This window comes from Pseudostreptobacillus hongkongensis, assembly GCF_001559795.1.
GTDB classification, from domain to species: domain Bacteria; phylum Fusobacteriota; class Fusobacteriia; order Fusobacteriales; family Leptotrichiaceae; genus Pseudostreptobacillus; species Pseudostreptobacillus hongkongensis.
In genome coordinates this window covers 1-866 of sequence record NZ_LOHY01000008.1, presented here as the reverse complement: position 1 = coordinate 866, position 866 = coordinate 1, and the positions used below count along the sequence as shown (strand labels likewise).

Annotated in this window: 1 protein-coding gene; it reads left to right on the top strand. The window is 18.2% G+C overall.

Annotation, left to right across the window (positions count from 1 at the left end):
• Nucleotides 1-389 precede the first annotated feature (389 nt).
• Nucleotides 390-605: a hypothetical protein gene (locus tag AYC59_RS00470; protein WP_156445421.1), complete on the top strand. Its 216-nt coding sequence runs from the start codon at nucleotides 390-392 to the stop codon at nucleotides 603-605.
• The last annotated feature ends 261 nt before the right edge of the window (nucleotides 606-866 follow it).

Below are 866 nucleotides of genomic sequence, written 5' to 3'. Positions count from 1 at the left end.
TTAAATATTTGTGAAGAACCGAAAAAGAAGAAGTAAAAGAAACAAATGAAGTTGAAAAACTTAAGACAAAAATTAAAATATCTGAAGAAAAGATAAATACATTAACAGAAACTATCAAGGAACTATTAAATAGAATTGAAAAATTAGAAAAAAAATAAAAAATATATAAAAGATAGAGAAAATGTACAACAAACTTGACAGAAAAAAGCTTGGATGTACATTTTTTTAATATATAAGAAGTATTTTTAAAGTATAAATAATTGAAATAAAAAGAAATACAAAAATTAAATGAAGAAAATGAAAAATTAAAACAAAAAGAACAATATTTAGTAAGTATAAATGATCAAAATGAAAGTAAAATATTATATAGGAATAAACAAATAGAAGACTTGAATAAAAATAACAGTGCAATGTATTCTAAATTAAAATATTTTGAAAAAAGATTAAATATAATAAAAAATATATCTTCATATTTTCCTCCTTTAAGAAAAATAATTGATACAATAATGATAAAAGTAAATACAGTATCTTATTATTTTGATAAAGAGAAAATGGAGAAAGAAATAAAAATAAAATTAAAGATGATTGGAGTAGATATTGAATAACTTACTTTAGTTGTTTTTGTGCCTTATAGAACTTCTAAAACTAAAGAAGTGACACTTGTACTTTCGTATTTCTTTGAAATGCGACCAAAAATAACTAATATAAAATCAAGTTATTAATTGACAAATTATAACAATTTAGCTATAACTTTATTAAAGTTTATAAATTAATTATATTTAAAGGAGAGAATTATTATGAAAAAGTTATTATTATTTTTTACATTTTTTATATCATTAAATATTTTTGTTAATGTCAATATAAAA